Origin of the sequence: Actinomadura sp. 7K507, assembly GCF_004348425.1 — a bacterium.
GTDB lineage: Bacteria > Actinomycetota > Actinomycetes > Streptosporangiales > Streptosporangiaceae > Spirillospora.
In genome coordinates, this window is record NZ_SMKK01000241.1 from 1 (window position 1) to 13,858 (window position 13,858).

Consider the following 13,858-nt stretch of genomic DNA (forward strand, 5'->3'; position numbering starts at 1 on the left):
CCCCACAGGCGGCTACCCGCCCACCCGCTGAACGACATAGCCCACCTACCGGCGGCCGGGAGGCTCAGTGGGGTTCAGCGGCCGCGGAAGTCCGGGGGGCGGTTCTCCATGAAGGCGGTGATGCCTTCCCGGGCGTCCTCGGTGGCGGCCAGTTCGACGAGCTCGCCCAGCAGGTGGGCGACCTGGTCTTCGAGGGGGCGGCCTTCGACGGCGAAGAAGGCGTCGCGTCCCCGGCGCAGGCCCAGCGGGCTCTTGGACGCGATGGCGCCCGCCAGCTCGTCCACGCGGGCGTCCAGCTCGTCGCGGGGGACCACCTCGGTCACCAGGCCGATCTCGCGGCCCTCGGCGGCGGTGACGCGGGAGCCGGTGTAGTAGAGCTTGAACGCGTGCTTGGGCGCGACGTTCCGGTTGATGATCGCCATGATCATCATGGGCCAGAGGCCGACGTTGACCTCCGGGGTGGCGAGCTTGACGTCGTCCGCGGCGATCACGAGGTCGCACGCGGCGGCCAGGCCCAGGCCGCCCGCGACGGCGTGCCCGGCGAGCCGCGCGATGATGGGCTTGCCGAGCTTCGGGAACGCGGTGAACAGGCGGAACGGCGCGCTCTCCCGGATCGCGCCGGGAGAGGCGAGACCGTTCTCGCTCAGCCCGCCGAGGTCGGCGCCCGCGCAGAACGCCCGATCGCCCGATCCCGTCAGCACGATGACCCGTACGTCCGGGTCGGCCTTGGCGCGCTCGAACGCTTCGAGAAGCTCGTCCGTCATACGGTCGCTGAGGGCGTTGCGCGCTTCGGGCCGGTTCAGGGTGATCCGGGCGACCCGATCCGCGACCTCGTAAAGGATCGTCTCGTACATGCCCCAGCCCCTTCCCCGGCCACGCGTCCACACCGGACCGCGAACACGTTACTGCCCCTCGGAGCGGCCCGGAGGCGTCGTTCCAAGGGGCAGTAGACGAAGCGAGGCTAGACGCGCTCGATGATCGTCGCGTTGGCCTGGCCGCCGCCCTCGCACATGGTCTGGAGGCCGTAGCGGGTGCCGGTGCGCTCCAGCTCGTGCAGCAGCTTGGTCATCAGGATGCCGCCGGTGGCGCCGAGCGGGTGGCCGAGGGCGATCGCGCCGCCGTTCGGGTTGGTCTTCTCCAGGGACGCGCCGGTGTCCTTGGCCCAGGCCATCGGCACCGGGGCGAACGCCTCGTTCACCTCGAAGACGTCGATGTCGTCGATCTTCAGGCCGCCGCGCGACAGGGCCTTCTCGGTCGCGGGGATCGGGCCCGTCAGCATGTAGACCGGGTCCGAGCCGACGACCGAGAGGGTGTGGATGCGGGCGCGGGGCGTCAGGTTGTGCCGCTTGACGGCCTCTTCGGACGCGATGAGCAGCGCGGACGCGCCGACGGAGATCTGCGAGGCGACGGCGGCGGTGATGTCCCAGCCCTCACGGAGGGGGTTCAGCCCGGCCATCTTCTCCATCGTGGTGTCGGGGCGGGCGCCCTCGTCCTTGGACAGGCCGGCGAGGGGAGCGATCTCCCGGTCGAAGTGACCCGCCTCGATGGCCTTGCTGGCGCGCTTGTGGCTTTCGAGGGCGAACTCCTCGAGGTCCTGGCGCTTGAGGCCCCACTTCTCGGCCATCAGCTGCGCGCCGCGGAACTGGGAGATCTCCTGCTGGCCGTACCGCTCGGCCCAGCCGTCGCCGTACGGGAAGGGCATGCCCTTCTCCATGGCCATCGCGACGGACGAGCCCATCGGGACGATGGCCATCTGCTCGACACCGGACGCGACGACGAGGTCCTGGGTGCCGGACAGGACGCCCTGCGCGGCGAAGTGGATCGCCTGCTGGGACGATCCGCACTGCCGGTCGATGGTCACGCCGGGCACGGTGTCCGGCAGGCCCGCCGACAGCCACGCGGTGCGCGAGATGTCGAGGGACTGCGGGCCGACCTGCATGACGCAGCCCATGATGTTGTCTTCGACCGCGGAGGGGTCGACGCCGGTGCGGTTGACGAGCTCCTTGAGCACGTGGGCCCCGAGGTCGGCGGGGTGGACGTCCTTCAGGGCGCCCTTCTTGGTACCGACGGGGGTACGGACCGCGCCGACGATGTACGCCTCGGCCACTACGCCTCCAAATTTTGGGGTTCCGTCCCGAAACCGAGTGAGATTCGGTCAGTCAGTATGAGATTACATCGCTCGCGATGCAACGCCATGTGAGCTGAGTCTCGGGCCACCTTAGGCACGGCTCCCGGTGGGCTCGGGGCCGGGGTCGGCTCGGAGGATCCCGCCGTCCGCATCGTCGCCGAGGGACGCCTCCGCCAGCCTGGTCAGCACGTCCGCCAGTTCCGGGTGGTCCTCGGGCGACCAGCCGTCCACATGCCGGGCCAGGCCCTCCCGGCGCGCGTCGAAGAGCCGTCCGGCCGCGTCCTGGCCGGTACCGGTGATGGCGAGGGTTCCGTCCCGGCGCCGGACGTAGCCCGCGTCGACGAGCCGGTCGACGTAGGGGCGGCCGTACTCGATCGGGACACCGGCGCGTTCTGCGAGGTCCTGGCCCCTGACGGTCCCGTCCTTGGCGATCCGGCAGAGCGCCCACACGCTCCCGGCCGGAAGCGCGACCCCCGCGACGGCGCCGAGCCGCTCGTAGAGCTGGAGGGCCTTCACGTCCTTGCGCATGAGCTCGCTCAACGCACGCTCGATCTCGTGCCTGGACGAACGGACGGTCGGTGCCGCACCGAAGCCTTCGCCGTAGTCGTGCGTCTGCGACGTCGCCCTGAGCGGGACCTCACGCAAGAACAACGTCAGCAGGCACCCGATGGCCACTACTGGCACGGCCCAGAAGAACACCGAGCTGATCGATTCCGCGTAAGCGTGCAGGACGCCCTGCTGCACCTCGGCTGGATACCGGTCGAGGAGCTGAGGATTGCCCTGGACGGCCGACGGATCGAACCCGGGCGGCAGGATCCGCGCCAGATCCTCCACATGACCGGCGAGCTGGTTGCTGAAGATCGAGCCGAACACCGCGACCCCGAACGACCCGCCGATCTGCCGGAAGAACGTGACGCCCGACGTGGCCGCGCCGAGATCCCCGTACGACACGGCGTTCTGGACGGCGATGACCAGCACCTGCAAGACCAGGCCGAGCCCGAAGCCGAGCAGCGCGAACCGCAGGCTCATCGACAGCGTGGACGCGTTCTCGTCCAGCCGCGAGCACAGGTACAGCGCCAGCGCGATGATCGGGGTACCGGCCACCGGGAAGACCTTGTAGCGGCCGTAGCGGGTGATCAGCTGCCCCGAGCCGATCGAGCTGGCCAGCATGCCGAGCATCATCGGCAGCAGGTGCACACCGGACAGCGTGGGCGAGATGCCGTGCACCACCTGCAGGAGGATCGGCAGGAACGTCAGCGCGCCGAACATCGCGAACCCGACCGCGAAGCTCACGGCCGAGCCGATCGCGAACACCCGGTCGGTGAGCAGCCGCGGCGGCATGATCGGCTCGGCGGCGCGGCGCTCGACCAGCACCCAGACCCCGATCAGCGCGACGGACCCCGCGGCGAGCCCGATGATCGGCGCGGAGATCCAGTCGTAGGTCGTCCCGCCCCAGGTCGTCACCAGGACCAGGCCGACCGCCCAGCCGACGATCAGCAGCGTGCCCAGGTAGTCGATGCGGTGCCGTTCGCGCTCGCCGGTCCGGGGCAGCACGGCGGCGATGACCAGCAGCGCGAGGACGCCGATGGGCAGGTTGATGTAGAACACCCAGCGCCACGAGAGGTTGTCGACGAACCAGCCTCCGAGCAGCGGGCCGCACACGCTGGACACCCCGAAGACGGCGCCGAACAGCCCCTGGTAGCGGCCGCGTTCGCGCGGCGGCACCACGTCCCCGACGATCGCGACGACGAGCACCATCAGCCCGCCCCCGCCGAGGCCCTGCATGGCGCGGAACACGATCAGCTCCATCATGTCCCGCGACAGACCGCACAGCGCCGACCCGATCAGGAAGATGACGATCGACGTCTGGAAGAGCCGCTTGCGCCCGTACTGGTCGCCGAGCTTGCCCCACAGCGGCGTCGAGGCCGTCGCGGCGAGCAGGTACGCCGTCACGACCCACGACAGGTGGTTGAGCCCGCCGAGCTCGCTGACGATCGTCGGCAGCGCCGTGGACACGATCGTCTGGTCGAGCGCGGCCAGCAGCATGGCCAGCATGAGCGCGCCGAGGACGACGTACAGGTCCCTGCCTTTGGGCATGACCCGCTCGTCCTGCGCCGCCGTCCCCGCAGTCATGCAGCCCCCCGCCACGCTGAAGCGTCAGTACGCGGACTGGGGAGAACTACCCATCAGCCGTAGGAGATCACCGGCCGCCGGGGGCGCGATCCCGGGCCGGGTCAGCTCATGATGTCGCGGACGACCTTCGCCGCACCGAGCCCGGCGGCGCTGCCGGCGATGCCCACGGCCCCGGCGGTGACCCACAGCGGCAGCCCCGAGCGCGTCTTCAGGCCGCTCACGAGGTCGAGGGTGTCGACGGCGAGGCCGAGCCGGGCGAACAGCCGGCGTCCGGAGTCGTCCCGGCTGAGCAGGTAGCCGGCGCCGAGCGCGATCTCCCGCGCGCCGAACGCCCTGACCAGGTAGTCGCGGCCCGTGTCGGTGCCGCCGCCCATCCCCATGGCCTTCACGGTCAGTCCGGGTGCGGCGATCGCCGCGACGCCGAGGGCGACCCGCCCGCGCGCCATGTTCGTCATCATGCCGTCGAGCTTGTCGCGCTCGTCTGTTTCCTTCACATCTGCCACAAGGGGAGATTATCTGGCCCCCTCCCGGGCGCGACCGGCGGGTAACCCGTTCCTTACGCGTCTATCGTGGCAAGAGGCGGCACTCCCCCCGACTACGAAGGTGACCATGGAAGGCATTCTCAGCCTCATCGTCGTGTCACTGCTCGCCGCGTTCTGCGTTCGCTGGGCAGCGGTGCGCCTCCGGCTGCCCATGCCCACCCGGCTCGCGGTGATCATCGTGTTCGTCCTGGTGGTGCTGGCGTTGTACGGGCAGCACCTGAACGGGTGACGGACCGGGCGAGGCGGCATCCCCGGGCCGGGCGGCGAAGATGGGACGAATTTGTGTCCGTCCGGCCCCGAACTTACCGCCTCGACGGGGAGTCATAACTGGCGAAACCGGCTTCACGCCCGTTCAACGCCCCCGCCGAGGCAGACGTGCGGCGCCCGGACGACCCGGGTGCCCGGGCCCCTGCCCCGCGCGGCGGACGCGAGCGGTACCCCGTCCGGCGAAGCCGGCCCGAGCCGAGGGAGTCACCCCGTGAGCAATTTTCATCCTCGGTCGCCTGCACCGGTCAAGACCCCCGGCGCCAGGCCGGATGAAAACTGTTCAGTGCCGCGTCCGGCCACCGCGACCGAGGAGACCGGCGGGGCGATCGCCCCGCATCTGAGGCGGCTGCTGGAGTTCGTCGAACCCGCGCGGGACGACGTGTGCCTCGACGTGGCGCGCGGTCACGGCCCGATGCCCGCGGCACTCGGCCCGCGGGTGCGCCACATGACCGCCGTGGACGCCATGCCCGCGTCCGGAACACCTGTACTGTCCGGATCATCCAGCTCCTCCGGCGCTTTCGCGCGGATGTCGACGGTGGAGTTCGGGACCGGTCCGGTACGGATCACCGACGGCGACTCGCCCCCGGCGTCCACGACGCGCGAGGACCGCATACCGCATCCGCTGGGCCCCGACCGCACCACGGTGAAGGCGGACGCCGCCGCACTGCCGTACAGGGACAACGCGTTCTCCCTGGTGACGGCCAGATTCTCGCTCTACAACCTGGGCGACCCCGACCACGTGCTGCGCGAACTGCTGCGGGTGTGCCGCCCCGGCGGACGGGTCGTCATCGCCGATCTGGTGCGCGGCAACCTCGCCGGACCCGAACGCGACCGCATCCAGCGGCTCCGCGACCCCGACCATCCCGGTACCCCGTCGATCGCCCGGCTCACCGAGATGATCACCTCGGCGGGCGGCAGCATCCGCCGGCTCGACGTGTTCACCGTGGAGCGTCCCGTGGAGCCGTGGCTCACCGGGTCCTGCGACGACGCGACGGCCGACCGCATCCGCACCGCGCTGATCGATGAGGTCGACGGCGGCCGGCGCACCGGAGCGAAACCCCGCATCATCAGCGGCGAGCTCTGGTTCACCCAGTCATGGGCTCACGTCGCCGCCGAACCCATCCCCTGAACCGCCCCCGCCTAGGGGACGAGGACGGCGGCGCCGGTGAAGCGGTCCGCGGCCAGGTCGGCCGGCGCGCGGTCCGCTTCGTCCAGGCCCTGGCCGTCAGGGGGTCAGCGGCAGCTCGAACCAGACGGCCTTGCCGTCCGGCGTCGGCCGGGCGCCCCAGCGGGTGGCGAGCTGGTCGACCAGGTACAGGCCGCGCCCGCCCTCGTCGGTCTCGCCCGCGCTGCGGATGCGCGGCAGCCGCATGTCGGAGTCGAACACCTCGACCCAGATGGCGTCGCCGCCGCGGCGGAGGCGAAGCCGGAACTCCTTGGTCGGCGGCTCGCGGCGGCCCAGGTCGGCACCGAGGTTCCAGTCGTCCTCGGAGAAGGCGCCGCCGTCGAACGGGTCGCCGTCGAGCGAGCCCGTGTCGTACGAGCCCCCGTCATATGAGCCCGCGTCGTAGGAGCCGGTGTCGAACTCGGTGTTGAACTGGACGGGCGGCGGTGCGCCGAGCGGCTCGCCGCCGCGCCCGGGGGTTCCGGCCGACACCGGGACGACCATCTCGCGGCGCGGGGCGGGCGTGGCGGTGGCGTGCAGGACGACGTTGGTGACGACCTCGGAGACCAGCAGGCACGCCAGCTCCGCCTGCTCGTCCAGCATCCCCCAGGACGCGAACGTGTCGGCGGCCATCCGCCGGGCCTCCGACACCATGATCGGCTCGGCGGTGAACGAGCGCTCCTCGACGGCCAGCTCGTCCCCGGCGGTCCGGATCACGACGATCGCCACGTCGTCGTCGATGTCGCCGGGAATCGCCTCGTACGCGGCGTTGGCGATCGCCTCGACGCCGCCGCGCGAGACCTCGGCGACGGCGGCGCGGAGCATCTCCCGCGACTCCTCGCGGGTGTAGTAGTCGCCGTCGTCCTTGGGGCGCCGGTCGACGAGGCCGTCGGTGTAGAGGACGAGCGTGGAGCCCGGCTTCAGCTCGCTCGTCTCCTCGTTGAAGAGGATCTCGCCGCCCATCCCGGGAGCGCGCAGGCCGAGCATGCCGCCCTCGCTCTCGAACGGCAGCTCGCCGACCTGGCCGTCGACGATCAGCAGCGGCGGGTCGTGGCCGGCGTTGGCGAACTCCAGCACCCGCGACCACGCGTCGTACACGAAGTAGGTGCAGGACACGAGCGGCGGCCGGACGAGGTCGTCGCTGTTCCAGCCGGACCGCATCCGCTCGGGCCGCGTCATCGTGCGGACCCACTCGTCCAGCTTGCGCAGTATGTCGGCCGGCGGTTTGTCGTCCTGCGCGAACGCGCGCAGGGCGGCGCGGAGCTGGCCCATCACCGCGGCCGCGCGGGCCCCGCGGCCCTCGACGTCGCCGATGACGAGCCCGACACGGCCCGCCGACAGCGGGATCACGTCGTACCAGTCGCCGCCGACCTGCGTCTGGATGCCGTGCCCGTGCGCCTCCAGCGGGCGGGCGGGCTCGTACCGCCAGGCGATCTGCAGGCCGTCCAGCGGGGGCGGCCGGTCACCGGGCAGCAGGTGCTTCTGGAACGCGAGCGCGGTGTCGCGCTCCTCCTCGAACAGCAGCGCGTTGTCGACGGCGAGCGCGACGCGGCTGCCGATCGCGCCCATCAGGTCGCGGTCGAAGCCGTCGTAGTGCGGGTCGGGCCGCTTGGTCAGGTTCGACAGCGCCAGGCTCATCACGCCGAGCAGCTCGCCGCGCACCAGCAGCGGCGCCGAGATCACCGAGGTGATGCCCATCTCGTTGCCGAGCCGCTGGGACGACTCGGTCGGCGCGGCGAACCGGTGCTGGATCATGTCCTCGACCAGGACGGCGTCGCGGCGGCTCATCGCCTTCTCGCTGAAGTGCCCGCGCGGGTAGGAGACGGGATCGCCGACCTCGGCCCAGGTGCCGGGCGGCGGCTCCCAGTCGCCCGCGTGCCGCGACACCCGCCGGTACAGCCGGTCTCCGCTGTAGAGGTCGATGAAGCAGTGGTCGGCGAACTGCGGGACGAGCGTGTCGGCGACGCGCCGCAGCGTGCTCTCCAGTTCGAGTGAACCGGCCAGCCGCTCGCCGATGCGTTCCATCAGGCCGTAGCGGTCCTGCTCGCGCTGGTTGGAGCGCAGCGCCTCCCGCGCGAGGATCACGACGCCGTCGACCGCGCCGGACGGATGCCGCAGCGGCACGGCGTGCGCGCGCGTATAGACGGTGGTGCCGTCCGCGCGCAGGTTGCAGAACGTGCCTTCCCACACCCCGCCCTTGAGGACGTGCTTGGCCAGCTCGGTGGCCTGCTCGTGGTCCTCTTCGGCGATGCCCAGCGAGAGCACTGAATGCCCGATGATGTCGTCGCCGCCGAACCCGAACAACTGCCGCGCGAAGGAGTTGCCGTAGATGACGTTGCTGAAGCGGTCGCAGACGATGACCGCCATCTCCATCTGGTTCAGGACGGTCTCGGGTGGCAGATAGGCCTCGTCAGGCACTTCCCCCCAGTGGCTCATCTCCCCATCCCGATGCCAGTCGCGCTCCCCGTCCGCGCCGCCGTCCCGATGATCACCGGGTGTCGCGGCACGGACATCGTGCGTGTTCCCTTCGTCGTATTGAACGACGAACCCGCCGCCGGGATACGCCCGGAAGGCGCGATGTCACGGAGATCTTCGGTATAGACCGTCGAGACGAAGCCTCGCACGACGCCGACACGCACGCCGACTCGGTCAGCGCCTGCTGACGAAAACGTGCTCGGCGATGTCGCGCGGCAGTTCCGTCGCGGGATTGTCGGCCTCGTCGTCACTGATCACCCGCACCCCGTCATCGGTAGCCCGAAGAGTCACCTCTCGTCCCGGTTGTATCCCTATCTGCTTGAGTCTAAGCATCAGGTCGCTGTCGCTTTGCACCTGTTCGCTGATCCGCTGGATCACGGCGCCGGCGCCACCGGGGCTGGCGACCGCGGTCATCACCGACAGCGGCGCCGTGTCGGTGTCGACGCCGTGCCCGCCGAGTTCGGTGAGGCCCGGGATCGGGTTCCCGTGCGGGCAGGTGGTCGGGTTGTCCAGCAGCGCGACGAGGCGGCGTTCGACGTCCTCCGACATCACGTGCTCCCATCGGCACGCCTCGATGTGGACGTCCTCCCAAGGCAGCCCGATGACGTTGACCAGCAGGCATTCGGCGAGACGGTGCTTGCGCATGACGCGCGTCGCGAGGCCGCGGCCGCTTTCGGTCAGTTCGAGGTGGCGATCGCCCTCGACCCGCAGCAGCCCGTCGCGCTCCATCCGCGCGACCGTCTGGCTCACTGTCGGTCCGCTCTGCGAGAGCCGCTCGGCGATGCGCGCACGAAGGGGAATGATCCCTTCCTCTTCGAGCTCGAAAACCGTCCGGAGGTACATCTCCGTGGTATCGATCAGGCCGTGTGAGGTCACAGCTCCCTCCAGTCTTATGGTCCATGAGTCTACTTGCTGTGGACGCACGTCGCCGGGCCGCACGAATATCCTCGTCAAGCCGGGTACGGGGGAACGCAAGATGAACACGAAACCTTCCCATGACGCGGAACCGTTCCTGCCGGAGACCCCCGAGGAGCGGGCCGATCTCGACGCGCTCCGCCACGCGGCGGCCGGCTGCCGCGGCTGCGGCCTCTACGAGAACGCCACCCAGACCGTCTTCGGCGAGGGCTCGCCGGGCGGACGGGTCATGTTCGTCGGCGAGCAGCCCGGTGACCAGGAGGACCGCAAGGGCCTGCCGTTCGTCGGCCCGGCCGGACGCGTCCTCGACCGGGCGCTGGCGGAGGCCGGGATCGAGCGCGACGAGGTGTACGTCACCAACGCCGTCAAGCACTTCAAGTTCAAGCGGCAGGAGGGCGGCAAGCGGCGCATCCACGAGCCGCCGAACGCGGGCGAGATGCGCGCGTGCCGCCCCTGGCTGCTGGCCGAACTGCGCCTCCTGGACCCGGACGTCGTGGTCGTGCTCGGCGCCACCGCCGGCAAGGCCCTGTTCGGCTCCTCGTTCCGGGTGACCAAGCAGCGCGGCCACCTGCTTCCGCTCCCCGACCTGGAGAAGATCGGCACTCCGGCGGCCGGCCGCGAGATCGGCGGCACGCCACCGGAACGCGCCGACGCCGGGATCGTCGCGACGATCCACCCGTCCGCCGTCCTGCGCGCCGACGACCGCGAAGCGATGTACGACGGCTTGGTGGAAGACCTCAAGGTGGCCGCCTCCGCCCTCCGCTGAACCGCCCCGCCGGACCGCGGCGTCCGGTCAGGGCTTCACCGGGACGGGCTGGGCCGTGCGCGTGTCGTAGCGGAGCAGCGCCGGGACGGCGAACGCCACCACGATCACCAGGACCGCGCAGGCCAGGCCGCCGCCGACCCAGGACACGCTCGCACCCGCGACGCTCGCGGTCGCGCCCGCGCGGACGTCCCCGAGCCGCGGCCCGCCCGCGACGACGACGGTGAACACGCCCTGCAGCCGCCCGCGCATCTCGTCCGGCGCGTACGTCTGGAGCATCGACTGGCGGAAGACCGCCGACACCAGGTCCGCCGCTCCGCCGACGGCCAGCAGCGCGACCGCGAGCCAGAGCCGTCCGGTCAGCCCGGCGGCGGCGACCGCCAGGCCCCAGATCACGATGGACACGACGAGGGCGACGCCCTGGCGGTGCACCCGCCCGATCCAGCCCGACACCAGCCCGCCGAGGAACGCGCCGATCGCGATCGCCGCGAACAGCCACCCGACCGCGCCCGCGCCGCCGAACCGGGTATCGGCGACCTCGGGGAACAGGGCGCGGGGCATCGCGACGGCCATCGCGATGATGTCGACGACGAACGACATCAGCAGCACCGGCTGCGTGGCCAGGTACTTGAGCCCGTCGATGACCGACCGCAGGCCCGGCGAGCCGGTGATGTCGCCGAGCGGAGGGATCGACGGCAGCCGGAGCGCCGCGTAGAGGACGACGCTGAACAGCACCGCGTCGAGCGCGTAGGCGGCCGCGTAGTTCCACCGGGCCAGCAGGACGCCCGCGAACAGCGGCCCGGCGAGCATCCCGAACTGGCTGGCGGTGAAGGCGAGGGTGTTGGCCGCCGGGACGAGGGGCCTGTCGACCAGCCGCGGGATGATCGCGCTGCGGGTCGGCGAGGCCACCGCGAACCCCATGGCCTGGATCGCGACGACCGCCATGATCAGGGTGAGGCTGCCGATGCCGAGCAGCGCCTGCGCCAGCAGGAGCAGGGTCGCGACCCACATGACGAAGGACGAGACGAACAGCAGCTTGCGCCGGTCCATGTGGTCGGCCACGGCGCCGCCCCACAACCCGAACACGATCAGCGGGACGAGGTTGACGAAGCCGAGCACGCCGACCCAGAACGACGACCCGGTCATGTCGTACACCTGGACCGGGACGGCCACGGCGGTGACCTGGAACCCGACGAACGACACGCCCTGGCCCAGCCACAGCCGCCGGAACGCGGGCATGGCCAGCGGCCGGGTGTCGATCGCCATCCTGCGAAGCCCGCTCCCCCGCGGCTTCTTGCGGATCTTCCCCCGCTTCGGGCCGCTCCCGGGTTCCTCCGGGTCCGAGCCGGAATCCGCCTCATCGGGGCGTTCGGATTTTCCCGGAGTGCCGGAGGAAGAGCCGTCAGGACCGTCGGCGGGGGTTGGCTCCTGTTCCGCTGTCACGGAGACAGTCTCTCCATCACCCACTCGCCGGATTCGCCGGGGGTTGCGTCGCCCGCACCGTCCGGGCGGGGAGGTTCTCCCACCCCCGGAACGGCCCCGTCGTCCGAGGGGGGACGCCCCCCCGCGCCCCCCGGAACCGCTCGTTGGTAGCGGATGCGGTCATGGAGCCGGTCGCGGCGTCCCTGCCAGAACTCGATCGACTCCGGCACGAGCCGGTAGCCGCCCCAGAAGTCCGGCAGCGGGACGGCGTCGCCCCCGCCCTCCTCAGGCCAGCGTTCGGCCAGTTCGGCCCAGCGGCGCTCCAGCACGTCCCGCCCGGGGATGACGTCCGACTGCCGCTCGCTCGCCCACGCGCCCAGCCGCGACCCGTACGGGCGCGTCCGGAAGTAGGCGGCGGACTCGTCCCGCGACAGCTCGGCCACCGGACCGGCGACGCGCACCTGTCGGTGCATCGCGTGCCAGGGGAAGACGAGGGCCGCACGCGGGTTCTCCGCGAGATCACGCCCCTTGTGGGACGTCAGGTTCGTGAAGAAGCGGAACCCCCGCGGCCCGTACCCCTTCAGCAGGACGGTCCGCGCGCTCGGCATGCCGTCGCCGGACGCCGTGGCGAGCACCATCGCGTTCGGTTCGCCGAGCCCGAAGGTGTGCACGTCCGCGAACCACGCGGCGAACAGCGCGAGCGGGTCGGCCGGGAGCGACGGTTCCGCCAATTCGCCCCCTTCGTAGGATCTTCGGAGCCGCGCCGGGTCGGGCGTTGGGGATTCCACAGCGTCTGAGCCTCCCACCTGGGACTTGTGCAACTCGCATGACCCCTGGGTACTGGCAAGTAAGGCAGACAGGGTTCAATGGCACGGCACCGCCTTATCACTCTCGGGGACGAAAGGCAGGACGACATGTCCGATTTCAAACCTGGTCTTGAGGGGGTCGTGGCCTTCGAGACCGAGATCGCCGAACCGGACAAGGAGGGCGGCGCCCTCCGTTACCGGGGCGTGGACATCGAGGAACTCGTCGGCCAGGTCTCCTTCGGCGACGCCTGGGGCCTCCTGGTGGACGACAGCTTCGACCCCGGACTGGCCCCGGCCGACCCGCACGTCCTGCCGGTCACCTCCGGCGACGTACGGGTGGACGTGCAGAGCGCGCTCCCCACACTGGCCCCCGCCTACGGCATGCGCCCCCTCCTCGACATCACCGACGAGGAGGCCCGCACCGACCTCGCCCGGGTCTCGGTGACGGCGCTGTCGTTCGTCGCCCAGTCCGCGCGCGGCATCGGCGTCCCGATGGTCCCGCAGGACAAGATCGACGCAGCCAAGACGATCACCGAGCGGTTCATGGTCCGCTGGCGCGGTGAGCCCGATCCGAAGCACGTCCGGGCCATCGACGCGTACTGGGTCTCCGCCGCCGAGCACGGTATGAACGCCTCCACCTTCACCGCCCGGGTGATCGCCTCCACCGGGGCGGACGTCGCGGCCAGCGTGTCCGGCGCGATCGGCGCCATGTCCGGTCCGCTGCACGGCGGCGCCCCCGCCCGGGTGGTCCCGATGATCGAGAAGGTCGAGCAGCTCGGCGACGCCCGCAAGGTCGTCACCGGCATCCTCGACTCCGGCGAGCGGCTGATGGGCTTCGGCCACCGCGTCTACCGCGCCGAGGACCCGCGCGCCCGCGTCCTGCGCCGCACCGCCAAGGAGCTGGACGCGCCGCGCTTCGAGGCCGCGAAGGCGCTGGAGGACGCCGCCCTGGCCGAGCTGCGCGAGCGCCGCCCGGACCGTCCGATCGAGACGAACGTGGAGTTCTGGGCCGCGGTCATCCTGGACTTCGCCGAAGTCCCGACCTCGATGATGCCGGCGATGTTCACCTGCGGCCGCACCGCCGGATGGGCGGCGCACATCCTGGAGCAGAAGCGCACCGGCCGCCTCGTCCGGCCGAGCGCCAAGTACACCGGCCCCGGAACCCGGGCCATCAAGGACGTGAACGGAGCGAAGAAGGCCCTCAAGCGCCAGGCCCGCTGACCCCCGGCCATTCCCCCCGCC

Annotated in this window: 12 protein-coding genes; 4 read left to right on the forward strand and 8 right to left on the reverse strand. The window is 71.3% G+C overall.

Annotated elements, in window-relative coordinates; all coding sequences use genetic code 11:
* Window positions 1–74: 74 nt before the first annotated feature.
* The 4 genes from E1285_RS36800 to E1285_RS36815 all read right to left on the reverse strand — a co-directional run bounded on the left by E1285_RS36800 (window position 75) and on the right by E1285_RS36815 (window position 4,764).
* The gene (locus tag E1285_RS36800; protein WP_132159215.1) at window positions 75–854 is read right to left on the reverse strand and encodes an enoyl-CoA hydratase-related protein; all 780 of its coding nucleotides are present in this window, start codon (window positions 852–854) and stop codon (window positions 75–77) included.
* 107 nt (window positions 855–961) lie between these two features.
* Window positions 962–2,107 carry an acetyl-CoA C-acetyltransferase gene (locus E1285_RS36805; RefSeq protein ID WP_132159216.1) on the reverse strand — a complete coding sequence of 382 codons (1,146 nt, stop codon included), beginning with the start codon at window positions 2,105–2,107 and terminating at the stop codon, window positions 962–964.
* 111 nt (window positions 2,108–2,218) lie between these two features.
* Window positions 2,219–4,261, reverse strand: a complete 2,043-nt coding sequence (locus tag E1285_RS36810; RefSeq protein ID WP_132159217.1) for an MFS transporter — start codon at window positions 4,259–4,261, stop codon at window positions 2,219–2,221.
* Window positions 4,262–4,362: 101 nt separating this feature from the next.
* The gene (locus E1285_RS36815) at window positions 4,363–4,764 is read right to left on the reverse strand and encodes a hypothetical protein (protein WP_243723302.1); all 402 of its coding nucleotides are present in this window, start codon (window positions 4,762–4,764) and stop codon (window positions 4,363–4,365) included.
* 106 nt (window positions 4,765–4,870) lie between these two features.
* Between E1285_RS36815 and E1285_RS45995 the strand changes: the two genes are divergently transcribed.
* The gene (locus tag E1285_RS45995; RefSeq protein WP_165966914.1) at window positions 4,871–5,032 is read left to right on the forward strand and encodes a hypothetical protein; all 162 of its coding nucleotides are present in this window, start codon (window positions 4,871–4,873) and stop codon (window positions 5,030–5,032) included.
* A 321-nt stretch (window positions 5,033–5,353) separates the two neighbouring features.
* On the forward strand, window positions 5,354–6,199 hold the full coding sequence (locus E1285_RS36820; protein WP_132159218.1) for a methyltransferase domain-containing protein: 846 nt from the start codon (window positions 5,354–5,356) through the stop codon (window positions 6,197–6,199).
* A gap of 96 nt (window positions 6,200–6,295) precedes the next feature.
* Here the strand turns inward: E1285_RS36820 and E1285_RS36825 are convergent, their stop codons facing one another.
* The gene (locus E1285_RS36825; RefSeq protein ID WP_132159219.1) at window positions 6,296–8,671 is read right to left on the reverse strand and encodes a SpoIIE family protein phosphatase; all 2,376 of its coding nucleotides are present in this window, start codon (window positions 8,669–8,671) and stop codon (window positions 6,296–6,298) included.
* 213 nt (window positions 8,672–8,884) lie between these two features.
* The gene (locus E1285_RS36830; protein WP_132159225.1) at window positions 8,885–9,586 is read right to left on the reverse strand and encodes a metal-dependent transcriptional regulator; all 702 of its coding nucleotides are present in this window, start codon (window positions 9,584–9,586) and stop codon (window positions 8,885–8,887) included.
* 100 nt (window positions 9,587–9,686) lie between these two features.
* On the opposite strand from E1285_RS36830, the gene E1285_RS36835 reads away from it, so the two are divergent.
* Entirely contained in the window at window positions 9,687–10,391 is a 705-nt protein-coding gene (locus E1285_RS36835) for a UdgX family uracil-DNA binding protein (protein ID WP_132159220.1), read from the forward strand.
* 27 nt (window positions 10,392–10,418) lie between these two features.
* On the opposite strand, the gene E1285_RS36840 is transcribed toward E1285_RS36835, so the two are convergent.
* Window positions 10,419–11,654, reverse strand: a complete 1,236-nt coding sequence (locus tag E1285_RS36840; RefSeq protein ID WP_132159221.1) for an MFS transporter — start codon at window positions 11,652–11,654, stop codon at window positions 10,419–10,421.
* A gap of 173 nt (window positions 11,655–11,827) precedes the next feature.
* Window positions 11,828–12,616 (reverse strand): pyridoxamine 5'-phosphate oxidase, encoded by a 789-nt coding sequence (gene pdxH, locus E1285_RS36845; RefSeq protein ID WP_347814116.1) that lies wholly within the window; start codon window positions 12,614–12,616, stop codon window positions 11,828–11,830.
* Between the two features lie 108 nt (window positions 12,617–12,724).
* On the opposite strand from pdxH, the gene E1285_RS36850 reads away from it, so the two are divergent.
* On the forward strand, window positions 12,725–13,837 hold the full coding sequence (locus E1285_RS36850; protein ID WP_132159223.1) for a citrate synthase 2: 1,113 nt from the start codon (window positions 12,725–12,727) through the stop codon (window positions 13,835–13,837).
* Window positions 13,838–13,858 lie beyond the last annotated feature (21 nt).

What these genes read in the sequence shown, in the direction of transcription:
- E1285_RS36800 (WP_132159215.1), bottom strand. Translation starts at nt 854, where the DNA reads ATGTACGAGACGATCCTTTACGAGGTCGCGGATCGGGTCGCCCGGATC.
- E1285_RS36810 (WP_132159217.1), bottom strand. Translation starts at nt 4,261, where the DNA reads ATGACTGCGGGGACGGCGGCGCAGGACGAGCGGGTCATGCCCAAAGGC.
- E1285_RS45995 (WP_165966914.1), top strand. Translation starts at nt 4,871, where the DNA reads ATGGAAGGCATTCTCAGCCTCATCGTCGTGTCACTGCTCGCCGCGTTC.
- E1285_RS36825 (WP_132159219.1), bottom strand. Translation starts at nt 8,671, where the DNA reads ATGAGCCACTGGGGGGAAGTGCCTGACGAGGCCTATCTGCCACCCGAG.
- E1285_RS36835 (WP_132159220.1), top strand. Translation starts at nt 9,687, where the DNA reads ATGAACACGAAACCTTCCCATGACGCGGAACCGTTCCTGCCGGAGACC.
- E1285_RS36840 (WP_132159221.1), bottom strand. Translation starts at nt 11,654, where the DNA reads ATGGCGATCGACACCCGGCCGCTGGCCATGCCCGCGTTCCGGCGGCTG.
- E1285_RS36850 (WP_132159223.1), top strand. Translation starts at nt 12,725, where the DNA reads ATGTCCGATTTCAAACCTGGTCTTGAGGGGGTCGTGGCCTTCGAGACC.